The 25,968-nt window shown below is 72.6% G+C and carries 21 protein-coding genes and 1 pseudogene; 14 read left to right on the forward strand and 8 right to left on the reverse strand.

Features of this window, described 5'->3' with window-relative positions:
* Positions 1 to 18 precede the first annotated feature (18 nt).
* A pseudogene (locus tag OHB09_RS33370) lies at positions 19 to 204 on the forward strand (IS701 family transposase); the annotation flags it as partial.
* A 245-nt stretch (positions 205 to 449) separates the two neighbouring features.
* On the opposite strand, the gene OHB09_RS01775 reads toward OHB09_RS33370, so the two are convergent.
* Entirely contained in the window at positions 450 to 1,559 is a 1,110-nt protein-coding gene (locus tag OHB09_RS01775) for an amidohydrolase family protein (protein WP_234525728.1), read from the reverse strand.
* Positions 1,560 to 2,162: 603 nt separating this feature from the next.
* Between OHB09_RS01775 and OHB09_RS01780 the strand changes: the two genes are divergently transcribed.
* Complete coding sequence (locus tag OHB09_RS01780; RefSeq protein ID WP_328921499.1) at positions 2,163 to 4,316, forward strand: MMPL family transporter; 2,154 nt, start codon at positions 2,163 to 2,165, stop codon at positions 4,314 to 4,316.
* Positions 4,317 to 4,615: 299 nt separating this feature from the next.
* Here the strand turns inward: OHB09_RS01780 and OHB09_RS01785 are convergent, their stop codons facing one another.
* Together OHB09_RS01785 and OHB09_RS01790 are read right to left on the reverse strand one after the other, a co-directional pair.
* Entirely contained in the window at positions 4,616 to 6,067 is a 1,452-nt protein-coding gene (locus OHB09_RS01785; RefSeq protein ID WP_328921500.1) for a HAMP domain-containing sensor histidine kinase, read from the reverse strand.
* Entirely contained in the window at positions 6,064 to 6,756 is a 693-nt protein-coding gene (locus tag OHB09_RS01790) for a response regulator transcription factor (protein ID WP_006136945.1), read from the reverse strand. The genes OHB09_RS01785 and OHB09_RS01790 overlap by 4 nt, the downstream gene beginning before the upstream one ends.
* 285 nt (positions 6,757 to 7,041) lie before the next feature.
* Between OHB09_RS01790 and OHB09_RS01795 the strand changes: the two genes are divergently transcribed.
* Positions 7,042 to 7,968, forward strand: a complete 927-nt coding sequence (locus tag OHB09_RS01795) for a squalene/phytoene synthase family protein (RefSeq protein ID WP_328921501.1) — start codon at positions 7,042 to 7,044, stop codon at positions 7,966 to 7,968.
* Between the two features lie 176 nt (positions 7,969 to 8,144).
* Here the strand turns inward: OHB09_RS01795 and OHB09_RS01800 are convergent, their stop codons facing one another.
* Complete coding sequence (locus OHB09_RS01800) at positions 8,145 to 9,551, reverse strand: NAD(P)-binding domain-containing protein (RefSeq protein ID WP_191854152.1); 1,407 nt, start codon at positions 9,549 to 9,551, stop codon at positions 8,145 to 8,147.
* Between the two features lie 562 nt (positions 9,552 to 10,113).
* Here OHB09_RS01800 and cseB point away from each other — a divergent pair.
* The 9 genes from cseB to OHB09_RS01845 all read left to right on the forward strand — a co-directional run bounded on the left by cseB (position 10,114) and on the right by OHB09_RS01845 (position 20,429).
* A complete protein-coding gene (gene cseB / locus OHB09_RS01805) occupies positions 10,114 to 10,914 on the forward strand; it encodes a two-component system response regulator CseB (protein ID WP_050811018.1) in 801 nt (266 codons plus the stop codon).
* A gap of 1 nt (position 10,915) precedes the next feature.
* Positions 10,916 to 12,172: a sensor histidine kinase gene (locus OHB09_RS01810; RefSeq protein ID WP_234525735.1), complete on the forward strand. Its 1,257-nt coding sequence runs from the start codon at positions 10,916 to 10,918 to the stop codon at positions 12,170 to 12,172.
* Between the two features lie 140 nt (positions 12,173 to 12,312).
* Entirely contained in the window at positions 12,313 to 13,338 is a 1,026-nt protein-coding gene (locus tag OHB09_RS01815; protein ID WP_328921502.1) for a D-alanyl-D-alanine carboxypeptidase family protein, read from the forward strand.
* Positions 13,339 to 13,345: 7 nt separating this feature from the next.
* A complete protein-coding gene (locus OHB09_RS01820) occupies positions 13,346 to 14,335 on the forward strand; it encodes an endonuclease/exonuclease/phosphatase family protein (RefSeq protein WP_328921503.1) in 990 nt (329 codons plus the stop codon).
* Positions 14,336 to 14,589: 254 nt separating this feature from the next.
* Complete coding sequence (locus OHB09_RS01825) at positions 14,590 to 15,618, forward strand: permease (protein WP_371788821.1); 1,029 nt, start codon at positions 14,590 to 14,592, stop codon at positions 15,616 to 15,618.
* Positions 15,615 to 16,361: a TIGR03943 family putative permease subunit gene (locus OHB09_RS01830; protein ID WP_328921505.1), complete on the forward strand. Its 747-nt coding sequence runs from the start codon at positions 15,615 to 15,617 to the stop codon at positions 16,359 to 16,361. The genes OHB09_RS01825 and OHB09_RS01830 overlap by 4 nt, the downstream gene beginning before the upstream one ends.
* Positions 16,362 to 16,484: 123 nt before the next feature.
* A complete protein-coding gene (locus OHB09_RS01835; RefSeq protein WP_328921506.1) occupies positions 16,485 to 17,021 on the forward strand; it encodes a GNAT family N-acetyltransferase in 537 nt (178 codons plus the stop codon).
* Positions 17,022 to 17,088: 67 nt separating this feature from the next.
* A complete protein-coding gene (locus tag OHB09_RS01840; RefSeq protein ID WP_328921507.1) occupies positions 17,089 to 18,588 on the forward strand; it encodes an ABC transporter substrate-binding protein in 1,500 nt (499 codons plus the stop codon).
* Positions 18,589 to 18,665: 77 nt separating this feature from the next.
* A complete protein-coding gene (locus tag OHB09_RS01845) occupies positions 18,666 to 20,429 on the forward strand; it encodes an ABC transporter permease subunit (RefSeq protein WP_328921508.1) in 1,764 nt (587 codons plus the stop codon).
* An 89-nt stretch (positions 20,430 to 20,518) separates the two neighbouring features.
* Here OHB09_RS01845 and OHB09_RS01850 read toward each other — a convergent pair whose 3' ends face one another.
* The 4 genes from OHB09_RS01850 to OHB09_RS01865 all read right to left on the reverse strand — a co-directional run bounded on the left by OHB09_RS01850 (position 20,519) and on the right by OHB09_RS01865 (position 23,806).
* The gene (locus OHB09_RS01850) at positions 20,519 to 21,547 is read right to left on the reverse strand and encodes an alpha/beta hydrolase family protein (protein ID WP_328921509.1); all 1,029 of its coding nucleotides are present in this window, start codon (positions 21,545 to 21,547) and stop codon (positions 20,519 to 20,521) included.
* An 11-nt stretch (positions 21,548 to 21,558) separates the two neighbouring features.
* Positions 21,559 to 21,909, reverse strand: a complete 351-nt coding sequence (locus OHB09_RS01855) for a hypothetical protein (protein WP_006138046.1) — start codon at positions 21,907 to 21,909, stop codon at positions 21,559 to 21,561.
* On the reverse strand, positions 21,900 to 22,424 hold the full coding sequence (locus OHB09_RS01860) for a TetR/AcrR family transcriptional regulator (protein ID WP_191854143.1): 525 nt from the start codon (positions 22,422 to 22,424) through the stop codon (positions 21,900 to 21,902). Before OHB09_RS01860 ends, OHB09_RS01855 begins: the two co-directional genes overlap by 10 nt.
* A 323-nt stretch (positions 22,425 to 22,747) precedes the next feature.
* Entirely contained in the window at positions 22,748 to 23,806 is a 1,059-nt protein-coding gene (locus OHB09_RS01865; protein ID WP_328921510.1) for an ABC-2 transporter permease, read from the reverse strand.
* A 28-nt stretch (positions 23,807 to 23,834) separates the two neighbouring features.
* On the opposite strand from OHB09_RS01865, the gene OHB09_RS01870 reads away from it, so the two are divergent.
* Complete coding sequence (locus tag OHB09_RS01870; protein WP_006138042.1) at positions 23,835 to 24,002, forward strand: CrcB family protein; 168 nt, start codon at positions 23,835 to 23,837, stop codon at positions 24,000 to 24,002.
* Entirely contained in the window at positions 23,999 to 25,960 is a 1,962-nt protein-coding gene (locus OHB09_RS01875) for an FUSC family protein (protein ID WP_328921511.1), read from the forward strand. The genes OHB09_RS01870 and OHB09_RS01875 overlap by 4 nt, the downstream gene beginning before the upstream one ends.
* The last annotated feature ends 8 nt before the right edge of the window (positions 25,961 to 25,968 follow it).

Here is a 25,968-nt window from a genome sequence, read left to right on the forward strand (position 1 = left end):
GTCTGGTGTCGCGAGCCGATCGCGGGCCGGTTCGGTCGAGTTGAGCCCCGGTCCGGTGTCCGCGCCCACCTGACCGGGCTGCTGTCGAACGTCGAGCGCAAGAACTGCCGGTGGCCGGCCGAACAGGCCGGCCACGCCCGTCCCGGGCCGATGCGGCGGCTGCTGCGGTACGCGCGCTGGGACGCCGACGCCGTCCGCGACGACTGAACGCCGTCACGCTGCCCGGACACGGACACCCGGCGACGTGCACTTCGCGACCAAGCTCCGCCTGGCCCGGGAGATGATCGCCGCCGCGATGGACGCCGGGGTGGAGGCGCCGTGGGCGACCGGCGACGATGCGGCCATCGCCGCGGGTCAGGCCCTCGACCGGGCAGCCCGGCGCAGCCATTACCGGCGAAGATCCGCCGACAGAGCTGCTGCGCTTCCGCCCTACCTACGACGCCGGCGCGTCACTTCCCGGACACCTTCATTCGGAACAGCTTTTCCGCGTTTCGGTAGGCGATTTTCTCCTTGGCCTTGCGCGGCAATTCGACTCCCCGGAACCAGTCGGTCTGGGTCTTCATGTTCGCGAACGGGTAGTCGGTTGCGAACATCACTCGATCCACGCTTATGAAGTCCAGCAGGAGATCGAGCAGTTCAGTCTGGGGGAATGCACTGGTCGTGAACCAGAAATTGTCATGGAAATACTGCTCGAACGGCTTGTCCAGACTCTTCTCCGTCACTTCGCCCATCTTCTCGACGACGCGCCTGTAGAAGAACGGAAGGCCCTCCCCCATGTGGCCGATGATGATCTGGAGCTTCGGGTGCCTGTCGAACACTCCCGAGATGATCATGCGGAGGCACTGAGTGACGACCTCCTGGTGCCACCCATATGCAGAGATGCTGAGAACCTGGTCCTGGAACTCTTTCTGGTACTCCGGCCGCATATTGCTGTAGTAGATCTCGAACACCTCGTCCGGCGGCAGGCCCGGATGGATGTATATCGGCACGTCGAGGGCTTCGGCGCGCGCCAGCAGGGGCTCGAAGTCGGGATGGTCGAGGAATTTCTTCCCGATGATCCCGTTGGTCAGGCATCCCAGGAAGCCATCCTCCCGAACTGTGCGTTCCAGTTCGTCCGCCGAAGCCTCCGGATCCTGCAGAGGCAGGGTCGCGAATGCCTTGAACCTCCCCGGATAGGTGGCCATCGGCCCGTCGACGAGCAACTTGTTGAGGCGATACGCGAAATCGATGCCCTTCTGACCTTTGACATTCTGCACACCAGGTGTATGTGCGGAGAGGATCTGAACGTTGAGCCCCGCCTCATCCATTGCACCGATGCGACGGGGGCCGAGTTCGGCAAGACCAGTGTCCTCGAGGAACAGCCTGTCGTTCAGCTTCATCAACTCACGGGTGGAAAAGGTCTCTTCCGTGCCGATGAAGGGAAGGTCCTGATCCCGCAGTGAGATGTCCGAATCCTCGTCGTCGTCCGCTGCCGAGACGATGGCATGCGTGGACAAGCCGGCACCGATGCCAAGTGCCGTGGCGGCGGTGAGAAGGCTGCGGCGTCCCATGGGCTTCATGTGAATCTCCTCAGGTGTTTGTGTGGTGCGGTATCCGTCTTCGACCTCGACGCCTGCCGCGCCGAGCCGCCCTCCGGCGGAGCGGACGTGCAGGCCTCGCACCGTCGGGCCGAAGGACCGCTCCGCCGGAGGGCGGCTGTGGTGGAGAGGACGACCCGCCCGCATGCGCGCTGTGCGGGCCGGCCGCGGCGGGACCCGCACTGTCGTCGGCGTGCGACGCGCGGGCGGCGCCTTCCCTCACGGCACTGCGTCCACTGCCATCGCGGCCTCCTGCATACGGGTCGCATCGCTTGACCGCACGCCTACTTCCTAGCGAGCGAACCTGAGACGGACGTTAGAACCCGTCCTCGGCCCGACTACGTCCACCGCTCGACCTCGTCGACCACGCCGAGGCACACCCCGCTCCGGCCGCGCGCAGCGGACGGGTCGACACAGCCGACGCCCGCACGGCCGGGGAGACGTCGACACCACCACGCAGGCGCGTGCGCCGAACACATGGCTCGGCCAACCGGCTTGAGCACCGCATTAACAGTCGTCTCAGGTTCGCTCAGTACGAAATAGGCATCCAGATCAGCGATGCAACTCGTATGTAGGAGGCCAGTGATGGCAGTCCACGCAACACCGTCCAGGGAAGCGCCGGTCGGCCGGTGGGCGGGCCGGTGGGTGCCTTGGTTGGTGATCGGCCTGTGGCTGGTGCTGGCGGTGATCATGGTGCCGCTGAGTGGGAAGTTGAGCTCGGTCACCACCGACAGCGCCGTGGACACCCTGCCGGCCAGTGCCGAGTCCACCAAGGTGGCGGCGGTGGAGGACAAGCTCCCCGACGGTGAGGACAGCACGTTCGTCTTCGTGTACCACCGGTCCGACGGCCTGACCGCCGCCGACCGCGCGGCGGTCGAGCGCCAATACGACGCCTTTACCAAGCAGTACCCGTCAAAGGCGGAGGCCGACGAGGGTGACAAGGGCGAGGAGGGCTCACCGACGAGCCTCTCCGACGACCGCAAGGCGATGACGTTCACCCTCGACGTGAGCACGTCCTACGGCCCACCGGAGGACCTCGTCGGCCCGTTGCGTGAGGCCGCGAAGGACCGCCCCTCGGGGCTGGAACTCGAGGTGACCGGTCCGGCCGCGATCGACGGCGACATGGAGGCCGTCTTCGACGGCATCGATACGCAGGTCCTGCTCACCACCATCGCCGTCGTCACGCTCCTGCTCATCCTCACCTATCGCAGCCCGGTGTTGTGGATCATCCCGCTGGTGGCCGTCGGCGCGGCCGCACTGACCGCGATGGCGACCGTCTACCTGCTCGTCAAGGGCTTCGGCATCGTCGTCAACGACCAGAACTCGGCGCTGCTGACGATCCTGGTGTTCGGCGTGGGCACGGACTACGCGCTGCTGCTCATCGCCCGATATCGGGAGGCACTGCACCACCATGAGAACGTCCGGGTCGCGATGATCCACGCGCTGCGCGGCGCGGCGCCGGCCATCGTCGCGTCCGCGGCCACCGTGGTCGCCGGCCTGCTCTGCTTGCTGGTCGCGGACCTGAACAGCACCAGCGGGTTGGGTCCGATCGGTGCGGCCGGTGTCCTGTGCGCGCTGGTGGCCATGCTGACGCTGTTCCCGGCAGTGCTCGTGGTGCTCGGCAGGCGGATCTTCTGGCCGACCGTCCCGCAGTTCAGCACGGCCGTGGAGGAGAAGCGGGGACTGTGGGGACGGCTCGGTGGCGCCATCGGCCGCCGCCGCTGGGTGGCGGCGCTCGGCTCGGTCGGAGTCCTCGGTGTGCTCGCCCTCGGTCTGGCGGGCAACTCGGGCGCCCTGCGGGAGCAGGACCAGTTCCTGTCCAAGCCTGAGTCGGTCACCGGCTTCACCGTTCTCCGCGAGCACTTCCCCGAGCTCGGCGGCCAGCCGCTGACGATCCTGACGCGGCCGGCGCACCAGGAGCAGGTGCTCGACGTCGTCAAGGACACTCGCGGGGTGGCCCAGGCCGTCCCGGAGCAGACCGCCGGTGGCTGGGCCGCCATCTCCGTGTTCCCGAAGGACGCGCCGGACACCACCGCGGAGTACGACACGATCAAGCGGGTGCGCACCGCCGTGCACGCGGTACGCGGGGCTCAGGCGATCGTCGGCGGGCCGAGCGCGGAGAACCTCGACACCGAGGTGACCACCGAGCGCGACGAGAAGCTGGTGATCCCGCTGGTGCTCGCCGTCGTCCTGATCGTCCTCGGGCTGCTGCTGCGCGCGGTGCTGGCCCCGCTGGTCCTGATGGCCACCGTGATCGTCTCCTTCGCCGCGGCCTTCGGCGGCAGCGTGTTCGTCTTCGACACGATCCTCGGGTTCAAGGGCGTCGACTCTTCGGTGCCGCTGCTGGCATTCCTCTTCCTGGTGGCACTCGGCGTCGACTACAACATCTTCCTGACCAGCCGGGCCCGGGAGGAGACCGTGCGTCTCGGCACCAGAAAGGGCATGCTCAAGGCCCTCTCGGCCACCGGTGGCGTCATCACCTCGGCAGGTCTGGTCCTGGCGGCCACGTTCGCGGTCCTCACGTCACTTCCGCTGGTGATGCTCGTGGAGGTCGGGTTCCTGGTCGCCTTCGGCGTGCTGCTCGACGCCCTGCTGGTGCGGTCGGTCCTGGTACCCGCTCTCACTCTGCTGATCGGCCGGCGCATGTGGTGGCCGAGCCCGCTGTCCCGCCCGACAGTGGAGCTGCCGCACGGTCAGCGGCCGCTCGCCGATGAGGAGGAGCCCGCGCTGCAACGGTGAGCGCGGCGGCACGAACGAGATCCGGGACGGGCCCCAGGCCCGTCCCGGATCTCGTCGTGGGCGCGACGGTCACCGCCCTCTTCGGTCCTGCGCCACACGCCGGGGCCCGGGGCTCGGGGTCGGCGCGTCGCGGTGTCCCGCCCCGGCGGTGAACCGCGCGAACCCGTGCCCGGGGGCCGCCGTCCCACGTACTGCGCCACCGGGCAGGCCACCCCGCCGCGGTGTCCTCCCCACCGGTCAGCCGTGCGAACCCATCCCCGGGGGCGGAGCAGGGACCACGTACTCCGCCCCCGGGCACGTCAGCCCGCCGCGGCGTCCTCCCCGCCGGTGGGCCCCGCGATCGGGGCGGGCGGGGCCGCGGCCGGAAGGTCGATCCGAAGCAGCGCGCCACCGCGTGCGGAGCGGGCGACGGTGGCCCGGCCGCCGTGGGCGTCGACGACTCGCTGCACGATCGACAGCCCCAGACCGGACCCCGGCAACGCCCGGGCGCTGTCGGCACGGTAGAACCGGTCGAACACCCGCGGTACGTCGGCGGCGTCGATGCCCGGCCCGGCGTCGTCGACCTCGAGCACCGCCGAGGCGCCCTCGGCACGGAGCCGGACCTGGATGGGCTGGTCCACGGGGGACCACTTGCCGGCGTTGTCGAGGAGGTTGAGCACCGCCCGCTCGAGCGCGGCGGGACGCCCGCTCACCCACACGGAGGTCACATCGAGCGCGACCTCGACCTCGGGCGTGCGGGAACGTGCCCGGGTCACGGCGGCCGCCACCACGTCGGCGAGGTCGAGCAGCTCGGTGCTCTCGTCGCTTACGTCACCGCGTGCCAGGTCGGTCAGCTCGGCCACGAGGGTGCTCAACTCGGCCACCTGGGCGCCGAGATCGTTGAGCAGCCGGGTGCGGCTCGCCGCCGGCAGCGCGCTGTCCAGGGTGCCGCGTCGATCGAGCCGGATCAGCAGCTCGACGTTGAGGCGCAGGCTGGTGAGCGGGGTCTTGAGCTCGTGGGCGGCGTCCTCGGCGAGCAGCCGCTGGGCCCGCCGGGAGTCCCGGAGCGCGGCGAGCATGTCGTTGATCGACCGGATCAGCCGCCGGATCTCCCCACCGCCCTCGTCCGGGATGTCGGCGTCGAGGTCCCGGGTGCGCGCGACGCGTACCGCGACGGCGGTCAGCCGGTCGATCGGTGCCAGTCCGGTCCGTGCCACGGTCCGCCCGATGAGGGCACCGCCGACCACGCAGAGCAGTCCGATCAGCAGCATGCCGAACCCGAACTGGTTGATCGGGCTGTCGTCGGCGACCTGGGCCACCTGGACCGCGCCGTCGCCCGCCCGCAGTGTGTAGACGAGGTGACCGTCCTCGTCGCTGTCCCCCGACTCCATCAGATCGGCCGACGCGCCCTGCGCCACCCGCTCCGCCTGCTCGCTGACGGGGGGCAGCGCGGGTTGGCCGACCGGCGTCCGGGTCGAGCCGTCGGGCAGGACGACCCTCACCAGCCGGCCTGATCCGGGATAGGGCGGTAGCTGGACCTCCGCCAGACCGGCGCGCCGCGCGTTCGTCGCCAGGACGCGGGCGTCGGCGCGCAGCTGACCCTTGGCACTGTCCTGCAGCTCCCAGCCCAGGAGTTGGCTGGCCACCTGGAAGGCCACGAACACGCTGACCGCGATGGCCGTCGCCGCGATCACCGTCAGTCTGGCCCGCAGGGACCGCCGGCGCCACCATCGGGTCAGCCGGCGCGGTTCCCGGCCGGCGTGCCCGCTCACGGAGGAGTCTCCCGCAGCACGTATCCCAGGCCGCGCAGCGTGTAGATCAATCGCGGCTCGCCCCCGGCCTCCATCTTGCGGCGCAGGTAGCTCACGTACACCTGGAGGTTGTTGGCGGTGGCGCTCATGTCGAAGCCCCAGATCGCCTCGAACAGCGCGTCGCGGGTCAGGACCCGGGTCGCGTTGCCCATGAGGACCCGCAGGAGGGAGAACTCGGTACGGGTCAGGCGTAGCGGCCGCCCGCCCCGCCACGCCTCGAACCTGTCGGGATCGAGCCGGACGTCGGCGAACGACAGGATCTGCGACTCCTCGTCGGCCGGCGCGCGTCGGCGCAGCAGGGCCCGCACCCGGGCCAGCAGCTCCTCGGTGGCGAACGGCTTGGGCAGGTAGTCGTCGGCGCCCGCGTCCAGCCCCGTGACCCGGTCGGAGACCTGGTCACGGGCGGTCAGCATCAGCACCGGCAGATCCCGGCCCGCGGCCCGCAACCGCCGACAGGTCTCCAACCCGCCGAGGCGGGGCATCATCACGTCGAGGATCAGCAGATCCAGCGTGTCGCCCTCGTCACCGACGATCCCGTCGAGCACCGCGAAACCGTTGGCGACGGTGCTGGTGTCGTACCCCTCGACCTGGAGCACCCGCTCCAGCGAGTCACGGATGGCCGCTTCATCATCCGCGATCATGATCCGCACGCCGGCCCGCCCTCCTTCCAGTCGATGTTTTTGCCGCTCATTGTCCCCGAACAACCTGAGGCCAGGCTTAGAGCGTCGCCGGGGAGGTGACGGTGCTCGTGGAGGTCGCGCGCATGGACCCGCGGGCCTGGCCCGGCGTGCGCGACACCGGCTCCGTCGAGGAAATCCGGAAGGCGTCCGGACGCCGCTGCTGGATCCACTGCCTGCCGCACGCCGGCGCGATCGAGGTCCGAGACATCGGCTGGGCCGGCCGACCGGGCAGCTCCCTCCTCCTACGATCGACACATGAGTGCGTGGAATGCGAGCTTGGACGCGGCGGGGATACGGGAGCCGGACCTGCGGCGGCACTACAGCGCCCAGCGCGATGCGGTCGCGCGTTTCAGGCGTGCCTCGTACCTCGCGGCCCGCTTGCTGTTGCCGAAGCCGGTGCTGCCCCACGTAGTGGCGGCGACGGCAGTGATGCACCATGGGGACAACCTGCTGGACACCGGCCCGAAGCCACAGCGCGTCGCGGCGTGGACATCGTGGGAGCAGGAGGTGCGCAAGGCGCTGGACAGCGGGGTCAGCCACGATCCGCTGATCCGTACGCTGCTGCACACCACAGCCGCGTACCCGCGGCTCAGGAAGGTGGTGGAGGAGTACCTGTCCACTGCCACCGCCGAGTTGGAGTTCACCGGCTTCGCCACCGAGGCCGACTACCAGGCCTATCTGGACGCCTACTCGCTGCCCGCCTTCATGCTCGTCGCCTCTCTGCTGGGCCCCGAGCACGACGACGGGGACTTCCGGGCCGGGTGCCGGACGTTCATCGACGGCAGCCAGCGGCTGGATTTCGTCAACGACCTCGCCGAGGACCTGGCAGAAGGGCGACTGGGCATCCCGGCGGAGACGCTGGCCCGCTTCTCGGTGACGGAGAACGACCTCGCGGAGGGGCGCGAATCGCAGGGCGTACGAGAGCTGGTGGAGCACCAGATCGAAAGGGCCCGCATCTCGTTGCTGGCGGCCAAGGCGCGGCCCGCCCTGACCGCGAACCCCGACGGCGTGTTGTTGGGGGCGGTCGTCGAGATCGAGCTGCTCACGGCGGACGCGGCGCACGCGTGGGGTGCCCAGTTGCTGCGAGGCTCCGCATCACCGCCGGTGGTGCGCTCGCTACACGTGCTGCTGAGCGCTCGCCGAAGGGTTCGCAGACGACGCGTAACCGGTCGTCGCCGGTGATGCGCCCGCCTTCGAGCGGCTCCGGTGACGCCGGCCGAGGCGCCGGCGCAGCCTGGCTCGCCACGCAGTGACCCGCCCCTACGTGCCCTTCGACCCGTTGCGGCTGGAGGGCACCGACACCACCGTCCGGCTCTACCGGCACGCAGGCGGCCTGGAAGGCCGCCCTTTTCGCCCGCTCACGAGCCGCAACAGCCGCCCGCCTGAGCCTCCTCGGCAGCCGCCACCTCGGCCGCGGCGGGGACGCCGAGCTGGACGAGCTGCGGCGCGGGCGCGCAGCAACCACCACTGTCGCCCTCAGCCGCGTCGGGAGCGTCGAACAGCCCGGCGCCACCGCAGACTCCGGTCTCGGGCAGGGTGAGTTCTACGCGGTCGGCCGCGTCCAGGTCGCCGGCGATCGCCGCGGCCACGGAGCGGACCTGCTCGTAACCGGTCATCGCCAGGAACGTCGGGGCACGGCCGTAGGACTTCATCCCGACCAGATACACGCCCTGCTCGGGGTGGGAGAGCTCGCGGCGGCCGTGCGGGGGGACGGTGCCGCAGGAGTGCTGGTTGGGGTCGATCAGCGGCGCCAGGGCGACGGGCGCCTGGAGGCGCTCGTCGAGCCCGAGGCGGAGTTCCTCCAGGAAGGACAGGTCGGGGCGGAAGCCGGTCAGCACGATGACCTCGTCGACCGGGTCCAGGCGGCGGTCGTCCTCGCCCACCAGGATCAGGCGGCCATCGTGCGCCCGTTCGATCGCCTCGGTACGGAATCCGGTGACCGCGTCCGCGTGGCCGTCGTCGACGGCGGCCTTGGCCGCCAGGCCCAGGGCTCCGCGCGCGGGGAGCTGGTCGGCTTCACCGCCGCCGAAGGTGGAGCCCGAGATACCTCGGCGCAGGATCCACACGCCTTTGGTACCCGCGCCGTCGTCGGACTTGGCGAGGTCGGCCAGGTGGGCGAGGGCGGTGAAGGCGGAGGCGCCGGAGCCGATCACGGCGGTGCGCCTGCCCGTGTACCGGGCACGGACGGCGGGGTCCTTCAGGTCCGGTACGCGGTAGGTGATCCGGTCCGCCGCGGCCTTCTCGCCGAGCGCGGGCAGTCCGCTGCCGCCGGCCGGGGAGGGCGTGGCCCAGGTGCCGGAGGCGTCGATGACGGCCCGGGCGAAGAGGCGTTCCTCACCGCCGCCGGCGTGGGCGATGTGTACGAGGAAAGGCCGGGCCTCGCGGTCTGCGTCGACGATGCGGTCCCGCCCGGTGCGGGAGACGCCGGTGACGCGCGCGCCGGTGCGGACACGGTCGCCGAGGACGGCTGCGAGCGGCTGCAGATACAGGTCGGCCCAGTCGCGGCCGGCGGGGTAGGCGGCCGGGTCGGGGCGGGTCCAGCCGGTGGGGGCCAGGAGCTTCTCCGCGGCGGGGTCGATGACCTCGCCCCAGGTGGAGAACAGGCGCACGTGTGCCCACTCGCGCACCGCGGCGCCGGCGGTGGGTCCGGCTTCCAGGACCAGGGGCTCGATGCCCCGGTCGATGAGGTGGGCCGCGGCGGCCAGGCCTGCGGGGCCGGCTCCGATCACGACGACGGGCAGCTCGGTGGCGGCGGGCGCATTCACGGCGACTCCCTGCGTATTTCGATATCTGTCGATGACTTGCGCGGCCCAGCATGGCACTTGCATCGATAAACGTCAACATAGACGTTCATCGATCCCAGGGGAAGGCTCGATCCGCGCAGGTCGCCATCGGCGGGTGGATCGGCGAGGGCGGCCCGCCCGGAGTACCGACGGCTCGGCCGAGACCGTTGCCCGCTGAACCCGCACGGCCGCCATCACGTCACGGCCACTGCGCCGCAAGCATGGGTAAGGCCGTGAACCGGTTCCTGCCGCCCGGGCGGGTCGCGGCGCCGTCGACGTCTCCGAGCGACATGTCGGCTTCGACCCGGGACGGGGCGCCCCGGCCGGCACCGCTTCCCAGGGGCCGTCGGGGCCGTCAAGGTGGGCGGTCGGTAGGGCGATCTCCGCACACGGGTGGCGAGCCGGGTGGAGCCGCTCCCTTCGGAGGCGGCTTCACCTCCCGTCGAGAGATCGCCGATACGCGGCCGATACACGGTTGAGCCTGGGCGGAGGTACGGTGCTGGCAGGGTGAGAGGGCCCCCGAACCTACCTCCGGACGGAAAAGATGCCCGCTTCAGCAGCCGACGGGGGCGCGCCCGTGTCCATGCCCGCGCCCGTGACGATCCTGCTCGTCGAGGACGACACGGTGATCCGCAGATCCGTCACGATGGCGCTGGAGCGCTACGGCTACCGCGTCACCGCTGCCGCCGACGGCCTGACCGGGCTCGAACTGTTCCGGGAGGGCCGGCACGACCTGCTGTTGCTGGACGTGATGCTGCCCGGCCTCGACGGCATCGGGCTGTGCCGCCGGATCCGGGAGACCAGCATGGATCCCGTCCTGATGATGTCGGCGCGCGGCGACGCCCTGGACGTCGTCTCCGGCCTGGAGGCAGGGGCCGACGACTACGTGGTCAAACCCGTCGACACCGCCGTGCTGGTGGCCCGGATCCGTTCGCTGCTGCGGCGGGCCGCCTTCACCCCGGCCCCCGGTCCGGCGGCCGGGCCCGTGCTCGACCGCCCGGGCGCGTCGGACCAGCCGGACCCGCTGGACCGGTCGAAGGGACCCGGCCGGGACCGGCACGCTCGGCTCGTCTTCGGCGACCTGGCCATCGACACGGGCGGCCTGGAGGTGTTCCGGGCCGGTGAACCGGTCGCGCTGGCCCCCACCGAACTGCGGTTGCTGCTGGAGTTCGCCGCGAACCCGGGCATCGTGCTGGACCGGCAGACCCTGCTGCGTGACGTGTGGGACTACGGCTGGGACGGCGACAGCCGCGTGGTCGACCTGTGCGTGCAGCGCCTGCGGAAGAAGATCGGGGCCGAGCGGATCGAGACCGTCCGCGGCTTCGGCTACAAACTGCGGCGCTGACGTGGAGACCGTACGCGCGCTGCCGCACTGGCGTTCGCTGCGCTGGAAGATCGCGCTGCTCGTCACCGTGGCGTGCTGTGCCGTCGCGGTGACCGTCGGGCTGCTGGTCCACCGCAGCACCCTGGAACGGTCGATGAACGACGGTGCGGCCAAGGCCGTGTCCCAGTTGTCCGGCGCTGTGGAGGACTACGAGCGGGACGGCGTCCCGCCCGACGGTCTGGTCGTCGCGCCCGGGGAGATGCCCGACGAACTCCTGCGCCGCCTCCAGGACCGGCGGGGCAGGGCGGCCGGCTCCGCCACCTGGTACGACGGCGACAGTCCCGGCGACCATCCCTCGATGTGGGCCGCTCGGACCCTTCATGGCGCTCCCGTGGCGGTGAGCGCCGACATGACCTCCGACCTGCTCACCCGGCGGGCGCTGGACCGTCACATGTGGAAGTACTCCCTGGCGGCGCTGGCGGTCGTCGTGCCGCTGTCGGCGCTTGCCGCCGAGTTGCCGATCCGGAGACTGCGCCGGGTGGCGCGGACCGCCCGCCGGATCGACGGGGGCGACCTGGCCGCCAGGACCGCGGCCGGGGGCCGGGGCGGTGACGAGATCACCGAGATCTCGGCCACCGTCGACTCGATGGCCGACAGTCTGCGCGAACGTCTGCTGACCGAGCAGCGCTTCACCGCCGACGTCGCCCATGAGCTGCGTACGCCACTCATGGGTCTGGTGACCGCGAGCGGGCTGCTTCCCGAGGACGAGACCACCGACCTGGTGCGTGACCGGGTGGGGGTGCTGCGGACGCTGGTGGAGGAGCTGCTGGAGATCTCCCGGCTCGACGCGGGCGCCGAGCGGGCTGAACTCAGGCCCGTACCGCTCGCCGAGATGGTCGCAGAGTCCGTGGCCCGCACCGGGCTGGACACGCGGTTCACCGCCACCGATGCCAGGTCGGCGCAGACCGATCCACGCCGGCTCGACCGGATCGTCGCCAACCTCGTCGTCAACGCCCACCGGCACGGCCGCACGCCCGTCGAGGTCGAGGTGGCCGGGACGACCGTGACCGTACGGGACCACGGCCCGGGCTACTCGGCGGAGTTGCTCGCGGACGGCCCGCAGCGATTCCGCACGGGTGCGTCGGAGCGCGGCCGCGGGCACGGCCTCGGGCTGACCATCGCGCTGGGGCAGGCCCGGGTCATCGGGGCGTCGCTGGAGTTCGCGAACGCTCCCGGCGGCGGGGCGCTCGCCACCCTCCGGCTGCCGGCCGCGGGCTGACGCCGAACGGCCGATACCGAACGGATGCCCGGCCGAGCGGTGCCCGATCCGTGGCCGGAGCCCGGCGGAGATCCGCTCCGCGGAAGGTGGCCGACGTGCGTGAACGCCACGCACCCGCCCCCCTTGGAGGTGTCCCTCCCATGTCACCGGTTCCCTTTTCCGGAGAGCCCGGCGCAGACCGGGCCCAGCCCTCGTGGTCCACCGGCTCATGGCTCCCGTCCCGCCGGCACGACCGGTCCGGGCGGCGCTTCACGGCCGGTCCCGCCACGGACGCCGCCGCACTGGTCACCCTGGCAGTCCTCGCCGTCGCCGTGCTCACCTCCGGCAACAGCCCGGGAGCCGGAGCGGGTTCACTGCCGTGGCCGCCCGAGGGGCAGACGAGCGTGGTGGTCGAGGGCCTCGGCGCCCACGGTGACCTCGGTACGCGGGGCGAGCGGACACCGGTGCCGATCGCCAGCGTCACCAAGGTGATGACCGCCTGGGTGATCCTCCGCGACCGTCCGCTGCGCGCGGGCGAGGACGGCCCCCTCGTCACCGTCGACCGGACCGCCGCAAACGAGTCCGTCTCGGGCGTGGAGTCGAGTGTGCCGGTCAGGGAGGGTACGCGGCTGAGTGAACGACGGCTGCTGGAACTGCTGTTGATCCCCTCCGGCAACAACATCGCCCGGCTGCTGGCCCGCTGGAACGCCGGCTCGCAGGAGGCCTTCGTCACGAAGATGAACCGGGCGGCCCGTGACCTGGGGATGCGCCACACCACCTACACCGGCGCCAGCGGCATCGAGCCCACGACCACCAGCACCTCGGCCGACCAGCTGAGGCTGGCCCGCCGGGTCATGCGCGACGAAGTGTTCCGGACCGTCGTCGCCATGCCCGGCACCACCGTGCCCGGTGTCCCCGGGACGATCCGCAACACCAACACCCTGCTCGGCACGGCGGGCGTGATCGGCCTCAAGACCGGCTCCAGCACTCCCGCCGGCGGCGCCCTGATGTGGGCGGCCACCGCGTCCGACAGCGGGGGCCGGGATCGGCTGATCCTCGGAGTGGTGCTGCACCAGCGCTCCGGCACCGACCCCCGGCAGGGGCTGCGGGCCGCTCTCGCCAGGAGCCACGCGCTGATCGAGGGCATACGACGTTGGCTGTCGACGACCTCGCCCGGAACACGGTGAGACGGCAGTGACACACTCCCCCGCCACCGCGCCCGCCCGGCCGGAACCCGATGCCGTCCGCCCACGGACCGAGGCCACCGGCGTCCGGCGGCCGCCGCCGGTCCTCGGCTCGCTCGCGATCCTGGCCACGCTGGTGATGCTGGGCCACGCCCTTGTCCCCAACCGGGTCGGCCGTCTCGGCAGCCTCGTCGAGACCTTCCTGCCCTGGACGGGTCTGGCCGTGCCGCTGCTGCTCCTGTGCGCCCTGGCCCGCCGGTCCCGGGCCGCCGCCGTACCGGTGCTGCTGCCGGCCGTCGTCTGGTGCTCGCTCTTCGGCGGGACACTCGTCGACAAACGGGAGGACGGCGGCAACCTGACCGTCGTGACGCACAACGTCAACGAACACAATCCGCGGCCGGTGCGCACCGCCCGTGCCCTGGCCGGCTCCGGCGCGGACGTGCTGGCTCTCGAAGAGCTGGGCGGCCCGTCGACAGCGACGTACGAGAGAACGCTGGCCGACACCTACCCGTACCACTCCGTGCACGGCACGGTCGGTCTGTGGAGCAGGTATCCGGTCGCCGACGCCCGTACGGTCGACATCGCGCCCTGGCCCCGTGCCCTGCGCGCCACCGTCCGCACGCCCGAGGGACCGGTCGCGGTCTTCGTCGCCCATCTGATGTCCGTCCGCTTCACCGCCGGCTCGGGGTTCGCCTCCGACGCACGTGACGCCGCCGCGCGGCGACTCACCGCCGCCGTGCGCGCCGAGTTGCTCCCCCGCACGATCCTCGTGGGCGACCTGAACGGTACGACCGACGACCGGGCGCTGTCCGGGCTCACCTCCCGACTTCGGTCCGTGCAGGACGAGTCGGGCGCGGGGTTCGGTGCCAGCTGGCCGGCCTCGTTCCCGGTGGCCCGGATCGACCACATCCTTGTACGCGGTGTGGAGCCGCGGTCCGCCTGCACCCTCCCGGCCACCGGCAGCGACCACCTGCCGGTGGCGGCGTCGGTGCGGGTGTGAGCGCGGGCTCCCGGAACGGCCGGGCCCGGAGCCGGTCGTGGGTGAATCCGGCGAGCGGGCGGCCCACGCCTCGTCGGCGCAGGCCGCCCGCCACCCGGCCGCGGACGCAGTCGCTCGCCTTCACTGTGAGCGGCGAGCAGTGAGCGGCGAGCCGTGAGCAGTGAGCAGTGAGCAGTGAGGCATCGAGGCATCACAGCCGTACTGAAGGAGAAGGCACTCACCGTCGACCGATCCTTGCCGGAGGCAGCTCACCCGTGGCCATCAGCAAACCCGCCCCACCCGGGCCGGCTCCCCGGAGCCGGGGACCACAGCCCGGCCGACGGGGCCAGGAAGGGTGGCACTTCAACTCCTCCCTCGCCCTGACCATGCTTCTGCCCGTCGTCGTCGTCGCGCAGGGACCGATCCGCCGCGCCCTGGCCACTCCGGTGATGCAGAGTTGGATGACCGTGTTCGTCGCGATGGTGGTCCAGGCACTGCCGTTCCTCGCTCTCGGCGCGCTGCTGTCGGCGGCGATCGCCGTGTTCGTACCGCCCTCGTTCTTCGCCCGTGCGCTGCCCGCCCGTACCGCCCTCGCCGTTCCGGTCGCCGGTGTGGCGGGGGCGGTACTGCCCGGTTGCGAGTGCGCGTCCGTGCCGGTCGCCGGCGCCCTGGTGGGGCGGGGCGTCACACCGGCGGCGGCGCTCGCCTTCCTCCTCTCCGCCCCGGCGATCAACCCGGTCGTCCTGACCGCCACGGCCGTCGCCTTCCCGCACGATCCGCGGATGGTCCTGGCCCGTTTCCTGGCGAGCCTGCTGGTGGCCTGTGCGATGGGCTGGTCGTGGCAGCGCCTCGGCCGCCCCGGCTGGCTGCGGCTGCCGACACCGACGGAGCACACCGGTCCGAGCAGGGGCGAGAGGTTCTGGGGCTCGGTCCGGCACGACACGGTGCACGCGGGCGGCTTCCTGGTCCTCGGCGCGATGGCCGCGGCCACGCTGAAGACGGCGGCTCCGGCGAGCTGGCTGCTCACGGCGGCCGGTGATCCGGTCCTCGCGGTCCTGACCCTGGCGGTCCTGGCCGTGGTGCTGTCGATCTGCTCGGAGGCCGACGCGTTCGTGGTGGCGTCGCTGACCCCCTTCTCACTGACGGCCAGGCTGACGTTCCTGGTGGTCGGTCCGATGATCGACCTGAAGCTGTTCGCGATGCAGGCGGGCACTTTCGGCCGCGGTTTCGCGCTGCGCTTCGCACCCGCCACCTTCGCCCTCGCCGTCGCGGGCTCAGTGCTGACCGGCACGGTGTTGCTGTGAACCGGCAGACGCAGGCGGCGGTCCTGCTCCTGATCGGCGTGGCCCTGCTGCACGGGGCCCTCAGCGACCTGTACCTGCGCTACGTCAAGGAGGGGTTGCGCCCGCTGCTGCTGGCCGCCGGGACACTCCTGGTGGTGACCGCGCTCGCGACGGCCTGGTACGAGTGGCGGCGCGCGCGTCGCGAGGAGCGGGGCACCGGCACCGGTGACGGTGACGGAACCCGGGGGCACGCCCACCGCGAGTCCCGCGTTTCCTGGCTCCTCGTCCTCCCCCTCTTCGCCCTCGTCCTCGTCGCCCCGCCCGCCCTGGGTTCCTACAGTGCGACGCACACCGGCACGGCCCTGCAGCAGCCGTACGGCTACGCGGAACTTCCGGCCGGAGACCCCGTGCCGATCGGCCTGGTCGACTACGCGGGCCGGGCGTTCTACGGCCACGGCCGATCCCTCGAGGGCCGCAGCGTGCGCCTCACCGGTTTCGTCGCCGTGACCCCCTCGGGAACCCCCTACCTCGTCCGCATGGCGCTCAACTGCTGTGCCGCGGACGCCCAGCCGGTGAAGATCGGCCTCACCGGGAACATCCCGCCCGTACTGCAGCCGAACGCGTGGCTGGAGGTGACGGGGAGGTACACCGCCCGACGGGCCCGGGACCCGGTGAACGACGGCCCGATCCCCTTCCTCAGGGTCACCGCGGCCAGGCCGGTGCCGACGCCCCGCGACCCCTACGACGAAACCTGGAACAACTGAGCGACCAGCCGGCCGGGGCCGCTCGTCCGTGCCGGCGCGTCAGGACGGCGTGCCGGGCGCCGCAGAGGTGGCCGGCACCGGGGGCGAGCGAGACCCTCGGACGTTCTTGCATATGATGTGCAAGTGCATGAATATCGCATAAGAACAGCCGTGCCCGCAGACCTGGGCGGGGCGCGGGCGGTGATGCTCGACGCCGTCTACCGCGACTTCGGCACCGGTTACGTGCCGGACTGGCACGCCGACATCGTCGACCCGGAGTCCTTCTATCTCACCCCGCCCCGGCACACGCTGCTGGTCGCCGTGGACGTGTCGGACGGGACGGTGGCCGCGACGGCCGCGCTGGACGCGCGCGGTCCGGCCCATCCGCCGAACCCGCCGTGGCTGTCCGAGCGCTACCCGTCGGGCGCGACCGCCCAACTGCGACGGGTGTACGTGCGCCCGGAGCATCGCCGCCGCGGACTGGCCCGGCGCCTGGTGGACGGACTGCTGGACTTCGCGCGCACGGAGGGCGGCTACCGGGCCGCGTATCTGCACACGTACCCGCACTCTCCCGGCGCGCTGGGACTGTGGCAGACCCTCGGCAGGGTCGTGTGCGACGAGCGGACGGAGGTGCCCGGCGGCGGCAGCGGCGTCGTGCACTTCGAGATCCCCCTTCACTAAATGAAAATCATGTTCATATGATGGTGGTCGACACCGTTGGAAGACCGCGAAAGACGGAACCAGGACCATGAGATCCCCCCGCCCACGCCTGCCGGCCGCCCTGCTGCTCGCGCCCCTGCTCGCCGGCTGTTTCTCCTCCCCCCAGGACGACTCGTCCTCCCACTCCCCCGGCTCCGGAGGACGTCTGCGCGTCGCGCTCGCCTTCCCGCCCGCGGAGCACTACTCCCCCTACGGCCAGGACGCCCTCGTCCTGACCCGACTCGGGGTCGCCGAGGGGCTGACCCGGCTCGACGCCAACGGCACCGCGGCGCCCGCGCTCGCCGAGTCCTGGCGCGGTGAACGGGGCGGAAGGAGCTGGGTGTTCACGCTGCGGGACGCGACCTTCCAGGACGGCACCGACGTCACCGCCGAGGCGGTCGCCGCCGCCCTCACCCACGCCGCGTCGGCCGAGCCCGCGCCCGCCGCCCTCTCCGGCGTCGAGCTGACCGCCCGAGCCCTCGGCGACGACCGGATCAAGGTCACCACCGCCACCGCCGACCCCGTCCTGCCCCAGCGGCTGACCAGCCCCGGCCTGACCGTGTTCTCCCCCAAGGCGTACGGCAGGAGCGGCACGGTGAACCCGGTGGGCACCGCCACCGGCCCCTTCCGGCTCACCAGGATCACCGGCGACACGGCCGCCTCCCTCGACCGCTTCGACGGCTACTGGGGCGGACGGGCCCAGGCGTCCGGCATCGACGCCCGGTTCGTCTCCGACGGCACCGCCCGCGCCAACGCGCTGCGCACCGGCGAGGTGGACATCGCCGAGGCCCTCCCCGTCTCCCAGGTCTCCCGCCTCGAGAAGGCCACCGTCCACCAGAACAACACCGCCCGGAACACCAGCCTGTACCTCAACACCCGAGCGGGGGTCTTCAGTGAGGCGGGCCTGCGCGCCGCCGCCCGGGAGGCGATCGACACCTCCGCCCTCGCCGAGGGCGTCTTCGAGGCATACGCCGAGCCCGCACGGGGCCTCTACGGCCCGGCCCTGACCTGGGCCTCCGGCAAGCGGACCGAGCCCACCGGCCGGTCGAGGGCCACCGACCCGAAGGGCAGGAGGATCACCATCGCCACCTACGACGACCGGCCCGAACTGCCCGAGACCGCCCAGGTGCTCCAACAGCAGCTGGAAGAAGCCGGGTTCACCGTGAAGCTGGAGGTGCGTACCTACGCGCGACTCGAAAGCGACCTGCTGGCCGGGAAGTTCGACGCGGCCGTGGCCTCGCGCAACATGATGCTGGACACCGGCGACCCGGTCACCGTCCTGGCCGGCGACCACACCTGTGACGGCTCCTACAACCTGTCCTTCCTGTGCGACAAGAACGTGGACGCAACCGTGGCCGCCGCCGGGGCCGCGGCCGATCCGGGCAAGCGGCAGGACGCGGCGATGAAGGCGGAGGCCGCGATCCTCGGCACGGACGCGGTGATACCCCTGGTGCACCTCAAGGTCGCCACGGGGATCGACACGTCCGTCAAGGGCGCCGTACTCGACCCCTACGAGCGGGAGTTCGTCGGCACCGGGACCCGGCGCTGACCGCGCCCCGGGCCGGGCTCCCTGCCGCCCCGCGCTCCCTCGCGCCGGGTGCAGTCCCCGCCCTGCTCTGGCGGGCGGTGCTCACGGCCGGTCTCGTCTGCGCGATCGGTCTGCTGCCGTGGCTCTCGCACACCGACCCGGCGCTGACCGTACTCAGGGCCCGCTCCGCCGAGCGCGCCCCGACGCCCGGGACGCTGCACGCGATCCGGGACCGACTCGGTCTGGACGAGGGCCCGTGGACCCTGCTCGTACGGTGGCTCGACGGTCTTCTGCACGGCGACGCGGGCCGGTCCTGGGTGTCGGACACGGAGGTCCTGCCCGCCGTGATCCAGTCTTTGGGCGCCTCCCTGCTCCTGATGGCCGGGGCCGTCCTCGTCGCCGTACCGACCGCCGGGGCCGTGTGTGCGCGCACGCTCGGGCTGGGCTCCCGCCGGCGTCTCGGCGGTCGCCGCCCCGGCGGCAGCGGCTCGGCGGTGCTCGCGTCCCTGCCCGAGTTCCTCGTCGCCACCGTGCTGGCCTCGGTCGTGGGCGTTCAACTGGGCTGGCTGCCCGCGCTCGGCTGGTACGGCCCGCAGTGGATGGTGCTGCCCGCCCTCGCCCTCGGCCTGCCCGCCGGAGCCGTCCTCGGACGGATGCTGGACGATCTGTTGCCGGCCGCCTTCGCCGAACCGTGGGCGTCGGCCGCCGCCGCCCGCGGAACTCCGCCCGCCTCGATCGCCCGGCAGGCGCTGCGTCGTTGCGTGCCCGGGCTCCTGCCCAACCTCGGCCTCTTCGTGGTGGGCCTGACCGGCGGCTCCGTCGCCGTGGAGCAGATCTTCGACATCCCCGGTCTCGGCCGGCTCAACCTGCGCGCCGCCCTCGCCCAGGACATCCCCGTCCTGCAGACCGGCACCCTCGTCCTCCTGGCACTCGCGGCACTGACCGCCGGGCTCACCCGGTGCGGCATGCGGTGGCTCATCGGGCCCGCGTTGCGCGACGGCGCCCTGCACTCCCTGCACCGCCCCGCCCCGCCCGCACCCCGTGCCGTACCCCTGCTGTACGGGCTGCTGCTCACCGCCGTCATCACCCTCGGTCTGTCCCGTGCACCGCTCACCCTCGACACCGCGGCCCGCCTCCAAGCCCCCTCCGCCTCACATCCCTTCGGCACCGACGCCCTCGGCCGGGACGTACTCGCCCGGGTCGCGCACGGCGCGCTCACCACGCTCGGCGCCGCCCTCGCGGTGAGCGCGGCCGCCCTGCTGATCGGCGTCCTGCTGGGCCTGCTGCCCCGTCTGTCGGGGCCCTTGGTCGATACCGTCAACGCCGTACCACCCGTGCTGGTGGCGCTCCTGGTCACCGGCGTCGCGGGCAGCGGTCCCTCTACTCCTGCGCTCGCGGCCGCCGCCGTGGCCTGGGCTCCCCTGGCCGCGCACACCTCCGCCCTGCTCCGGCAGGAGCGCGCCACCCTGCATCTGACGGCGACCCGCGCCCTCGGTGCCGGCCCCTGGTATCTGCTCCGGCACGAACTGCTCCCCGCGGTCCTGCCGCCCGTCGTCCGCCACGCCCTGCTCAGGCTCCCGGGCGTCGTGCTCAGCCTGGCCGCGCTCGGCTTCCTGGGCCTCGGCGCGCAGCCCCCGTCCCCCGAGTGGGGCCGTCTTCTCGCCGAGAACCAGCCCTATGTCGAACGCGCCCCCTGGGCCGTCCTGGCGCCCGCGACCGCCCTTGCCCTCCTCGGCGCCCTGGCCGTCACGGCGGCGGGCGGGGTCCGCCTCCCCCGGCGCAGGCGCGCGAAGCCGACCGCGGGCATACGGCCCGCCGTGCACGAGCCGGCCCAACAGCCGCTCCTCGCCGACTCTCCCTGAGGGATCGCCGGAACGGCTCACCCGACACGGCACGGCCGAGGCGGGACGACGCCGCGTCACCCGTGCGACGGTCGTTTCCTCGGTCGGCGTCAGTGCCGGGTGAACCGGCGCAGGGCGTCCCGTACGGATGGCGCGAGCCTGTCCGGGTGGCCACGGTCGTGCAGGAGGTGGTCCACGCCGGGCAGCATCACCCGGCCCGGTCCACTGGCACGCGCACGGTGCAGGGCCCTCGTCAGGGCGTCCGTCGTGGCACAGGGCACCTGCGCATCGTCCGTGCCGCACGTCAGCAGTACTGTGATCCCCGGCCGGAGCGCGGCGGCGGCGTCCGGCGGGTACACGGCGTCGTCGCTCTCCACGAAGCGGGCGTCGGGTCCCTGGAACGCCTCGAAGAGCCGGGCGACCGCGGGCGGCAGGTCCGCGGTGTCGACGGGGCGGTGTGCCCGCAGGGACGTGACGGCACCGTGGACGGCCGTGACGATGGTCCGCTGCTCGTCCGGCGTCAGTACGCCCTGGGCCGTCGCTTCGGCGATCTGGTTCTCGAGCTGGAGCGCGACAAGATCCAGCATGCGGATCGCCTGTGGCTGGAGAAGCGCCAGACCGGCCGGGCGCGGAAGAACGGAGCCGCTCAGCAGCAGTCCCGTCATCGCCCCCTCGCTGTGTCCCACGACGAGTAGCGCGTGGGGGTCGGTCTCCGGCTGATCACGCAGTACCGCGTAGGCGGCTCGTGCCTGGCGGACGAACGCCGGGTGGTCGAGTTCCTCAGGGTGTTCCCGGTAGGCGCCCAGCCCGGTGCGGCCGGTGCCGTACTTGTCGAACCGCAGCGTGGCGATGCCGTCGCCGCCCAGCGCCCCGGCCACCTGCGCCAAGGTGTCCGGCGTGCTTCCGGGGGGCTGGTTGCCGTCGCGGTCGGTGGGTCCGCTGCCGGGCAACAGCAGTGCCGCTCGCATCCGTTGTCCGGCCCGGTGCTCGGGAACGTGCAGGGTCCCGAAAGCGGTCGTGCCGTCGGCCGTGAAGGCGATCTCGCGGTCGGCGGCCGGCACGCGGCCGGGCCTCGCCTCGGCCGGGGCGGCGGTGACGACGGCCAGCACCGTCAGAGCCGCCGCCAGCCCGGAGAGCATCCGCCCGCCCCTCACGAAAGGGCACTCTCGACCAGCGCGACGGTCGCGCGGGGGTCCTCGACCTGGAGGACCAGGCGTGTGTATCTCTCGTCGGCGAGTTCGACCACGACGGCCTTCGCGGGGTCCCTGACGTCCCAGAAGACCTTCTCCCCGTGCTGGTGGAACGTGCCCGCGATGATCACCCCGGGCACGTGGGAGCCCGGCGCGCGCATTCCCTTGGGCTCGGCGGCCATACCGGGGTCGGCGGTCACGCCGCGCACGTTGGCCAGCGGGATGGTCAGACTCCCCTTGAAGGCCCAGAGCTTGTCGAGTCCCTCCATCATGACCACGAGGTCGTCTCCGTCGATACGTATCACTGCCATGTCGGGTTCCGTTCTCCGGTGAGGGAATCGAGGCGTCGGGCCAGTGCGGCGCCGACGTCGTCGGGATTGCCGCGCAGGAGGATTCCGAGCGCGGCGGAGGTGAGGGCGGCGGCCATGTCGGCGGGGACCCCGAGCGCGTCGGCGATCGCCCGGTCGACGGCGGCCAAGGCCGTCCGCACCTCGGTCGCGACCTCCTCGTCGACGGGTGCGCGTTCGACCGCGGCGAGGAGGAGCAGACCGAGGTCGGCGGAGGTGACCAGCCGTAGTACGGCCGCGACGTCCGGCGCGTCGGCGAGGGTCTCGAGCAAAGGACGCAGGTCGTCGGCGAGATGGCGGTGCAGAGCGGTCAGATAGAGACCGCGTTTACTGCCGAACGTCTTGTACAGGCTGTTGCGGTGCACACCGAGGTGGCCGACGAGGTCGTCCACGGAGACACCGTCATACGCGCGCCCGCCGAAAAGACCTACGGCGGCACGCACCACCTCTTCCTCGTCGAATGCTCTTGGTCTGCCCATGGCCACCACCGTAGACAGTTGAGGAACGATCAGTCAAGAACGACCGTTCCTGAAAACTGTCCCCGCGCCGCCGGACAGGCTCCGCCGAGCGGGTCGGGACGGCGCTCGGCGGCCGTCGCGGTGGGGCCACGACGTCGTTCGGCCTGCCTGATCCGCGAGAAGTCCGGCAGCGTGTTGACCAGCTTGCCCGGCCGCAACCCGTTGCGGCGGACGACGTCGAGTGACCGCGCACGGGCCATGGAATCCGCGGCCCGCAGCGGCCGGTCCAGCGGTGGGTCGTCACAGCAGCGGCGACGCCGCGGGTGCCCGGGCGCCGGCGCGCCTCAGGACGTCGGCGCGGTCGGCCCCTCCTCGTTCCGCTCGCGGTGCGGCACCGCCGACAGCATGGTCAGCACGCTCCCCGCCAGGGCCCACGCCGCCAGCACCAGCAGGGGTTCGAGCACGGCGTTGCCGTCGAAGTACGCGAACGAGCGGGCCGTCCACGTCCCCGCGCCCGGCGGCAGCGCCGGACCGATCGACGCCCAGAACGGCGGCAGCATGGGCAGCGGGAAGGCTCCGCCCGCACTCGGATTGCCGGCGACCACCACCAAGAGGATCGCCAGCCCGATACCGACGACGTCGAAGAAGCCCTGGAGGGCCAGAGTGACGGCGCCGACGGAGAACGTGACCAGGGCTCCGAGTCCCCACAGGGCGGCCACGCTGCCGGGCAGCGCGCCCAGGACCGGACCGACGATCACCGCGCCGCCCAGTCCGCCGACGAGCGCGGCCAGGGCCACGGCGCCGAGCCTGACGGCCGCGCGGAGCGGGTCGGCGGGGCGGGCGCCGGCACTGATCGCGATGATCGAGGCGCACAGATAGCCGCCGACGCACCAGCCCACGACCACGTAGAAGGACGACAGCCCGTCGAAGTCCTGCGGCGAGGACGGGGCCACGTCGACCGTCCGTACCGTGCGCCCCGAGGCCCTCTCCACGTCGGTCAGGAGGGCGCGCAGGCCGGTGGCGAGGGCGCTGCCGCCGCCGGAGGCGACCAGCAGGACGTCCCGGCGTCCGTCCGGATCCACGACCAGCGCCCCGTCGATCTCCCGGTGCAGGATCCGCTCGCGGGCCGTGGCCTCGTCGGTCACCGTGCGGGGGTCCAGCGGGGAGCCGGGCAGGCCCTCCAGCCGGGCCTTCTGCTGTGCGGCGGCTGCTCCGGGCGTGACGACCCCGAAGGGCACGTCCCTCATCCTCGGGTGGTGCAGGGCCCCCACGTAGGAGGCGATGAACAGCAGCTGGACGGCCACCACTGCGACCACGAGCAGGGCGGCGCGCGGAGTGACGGCCTTCTTCACCTCGCCGAGGAAGGAGCGGCCGGCCGGACCGGTCCCAGTGGTCTGGGGCATTACCCCAGGTGGAGGGAGCAGGGGGACCGTGGGGTTCTGCGGCGCCCTGTCCACCTGGTCCACGTTCTCCCTCGAGCTCCTGTCCATGGCCGACGCCCGCAGGACCGCCCGGGCCGGCGGCTATCTGCTGGCCACGGTCGCCCTCGGGCTCGCCCTGTCGTTCGCGGGCGGGGCTGCCGCCCAGGCCCTGTGGTGAGCCGTGCGGTCACCCGGAAGGCGCACCGGTGGCGCACCGTGCCGCCCGCGTTCGACCGGTGGCGTGCCGTCCGGTCGACGCTGACCTTCGGGCTCTGCCTCGGTGCCGTCACGGCCGTCGCCGGCCTCCACTACGGGGTGTTCGCCGCGATCGGGTGCTACGTCGACGCCTACGGAACACGGGATCCCTATCCGCGGCGGGGCCCCGTTCTGGGGCTGCTCTGCGCGGGTTTCGTGGTGACGTTCACGGCGGGTTCGCTGGTCGCGGGAGACGTCTGGGCGATGACGGCGGTGCTCGCCGTCGTGGCGGGCGGCGCCACCCTGTTCGTCCACACCCTCCATCTGAGCGGACCGGGCAGCTACTTCGTCGTCCTGGTCTCGGCGCTGGCCGCCTTCCTGCCCCCGGTGGGTCTCGCGGAGACGGTGACCCGGGCCGGCTGCGTCGCCATCGGCGCGTCCGTGTCCTGGCTGTCCGCCATGTCGGGCCGGCTCGTCCGGCCCTACGCGCCCGAGGAGCGTGCGGTCTCGGCCGCCTTCCGGTCGGTCGCCGCCTTCGCGGACACGGCCCGCCGTGCCGCGGCCGTGCCGCCACGGGGCGACTCCTCGGCCGCCCGGCGGAGCGCGTGCACGGCGGTGCACGCGGCGTGGGCGGCGCTCGAGGACGCCCGGGGCCGAGGCACGGCACCGGCTCCCCGACGGCTGGCGCTCTTCGACCTCATGGTGCGGCTGGAAGCGGTGTTCGACACGCTGCAGAACGCCGTGGAGCGGGGCGGGGACCCGGTGCCGGCCACGTGGGCTCCCTGGCTGAGGGCGTCGGCGGCGGCGGTGCGGGCCGGCGCGACTCCGGGGTCCCCGCTTCCACCGTCGGGCGGAAGCGCCCCCGCCCCGCCGAACCGTGCCGGTGGAACGCCGGGGGCCCCGCCTCTCTCGCGGCCCGCCCGGGCACCGCGGGCGCCGCGGTTGCCGCCGCGCCGGAGTCTGGGCGCCGAGATGCGTCACGCCGTGTCGTCCGCCTCCCCCGCCCCGACGGTCGCCCTGCGCGTCGCACTGGCCGTCGCGGTGGGCACCGTCCTGGGCTGGGCGCTCCCCCTGCTGCACCCGGCGTGGGTGGCCGTGGGAGCGGCCGCGTCACTCCAGGGCGGACCGGGCCGGCAGCCGTCGCAGCGCGTCGGTTCCCGGTTCGTCGGTACGGTGGCCGGAGTGGCGATCACGGTCCTCGTGGCCCAGGTCCACCAGCCCGGTACGGGGGCGACCGTGGCCGTCGCCACGGTGGTCCATGGCGTCTCGCGCGGCCTGCCCCCCAGCGCCCTGCTCCTGCGCACCCTGCTCAACACCCCCGTCGCGCTGCTGCTCGTGGACGCCGTCCTCCCGGAGCCGGACCTGGCGCCACTCGCCGCGTACCGACTGCTCGACCTCACCCTCGGCATGTGCCTCGGGATGGCCGCGGCCCTTCTGGTGAGGGGCGTGCCACTGCGCCGGGTGCGGGCCGCCGTCTCGGTGGCCGTGGCGGCGACGGGCTCGGCCGTGGGGGAACGCCTGCGCACGGGGACGTTCCACGCCGCCTCCGCGGCAACCGCCTGGCAGCGGACCTCGGACCTGTGGACCATGCACGCCTCGGTGCCCGTCGAGGAGATCCGCGCCACCGGTACCGCCGACCGGCTCTGGCCGTCCCTGCTGGCGATCCGCCGTCTGCTGTGCTGGAACCTCCTGCGCGATGCCTCGGCTCCGGCCCCGGACGAGAGCGCGCGGGTCGGAGACTTCCTCCGTGCCCTCTCCGGTGCGGCCCGCACCGACCTGCCCGGCTCCCCCGGCATCGGTTCGGCCCTGTCCCGCGTGCCCCGGACTCCGCGCCCGGCCCATGAACCGGAACTGCACCGAAGACTGACGGCCCTTCGGTCCGCCCTCGAGGACGCCGCTCTCCCACCGCCGGCCACGGAGCCACCGAGGGAGACGGATTGACTCCCGGC

Source organism: Streptomyces griseoaurantiacus (genome assembly GCF_036189845.1).
Classification (GTDB): Bacteria; Actinomycetota; Actinomycetes; order Streptomycetales; family Streptomycetaceae; genus Streptomyces; species Streptomyces griseoaurantiacus.